Origin of the sequence: Pseudomonas sp. K5002 (assembly GCF_013386655.1) — a bacterium.
Taxonomy (GTDB): Bacteria; Pseudomonadota; Gammaproteobacteria; order Pseudomonadales; family Pseudomonadaceae; genus Aquipseudomonas.
Genome location: NZ_JACARK010001345.1, coordinates 1 through 489, shown reverse-complemented (window position 1 = coordinate 489; position 489 = coordinate 1). Strand labels below are relative to the sequence as shown.

The following is a 489-nucleotide window of genomic DNA, read 5'->3' as shown; positions in this document are numbered from 1 at the left end:
GTACACCTCCAGCCCCACCACCACGCCAGCCGCCGGCGCGCGCACCAGGCTGTTGGCCAGTTCGAATTCGGCCGAGGCCAACCGGTTGCGCAAGTCGTCGCTGCGGGTGCGGGTTTCGGCCAGTTGGCCGCGCAGGTCTTTCTGGAAGTCTTCGCCGAGCTGGCGGATGCGCAGGCGCAGCTCAAGGACTTGCCGTTGCAACTGGCCGATGCGGCCGAAATCCTCGGCAATCGCACCGTCGAGCTGGGCATACAGCCGTTCATTTTCCAGCAGCCGATTGCGCGGAATGTAGCCGTCCCGCGCCAGCTCGCGCAGGCCTTGCAGTTGTTCATTCATCGCGGTGCGTTGCAGCACTTTGCTGGCCTGGGATTCCCGGGTGCCGCGCAATTGTGCCTCGGCCCCGGCGATGGTTTCCCGCAGGCCTTGCTGCTCCGTGGCCAGGGCCTGGGCGCGACTGCTGAACAGTTGCCGTTGCAGGCTCAAGGTGGC

The 489-nt window shown here is 66.3% G+C and carries 1 pseudogene; it reads right to left on the bottom strand.

The features are described from left to right. A pseudogene (locus tag HX846_RS36235) lies at window positions 1-489 on the bottom strand (HlyD family secretion protein); the annotation flags it as partial.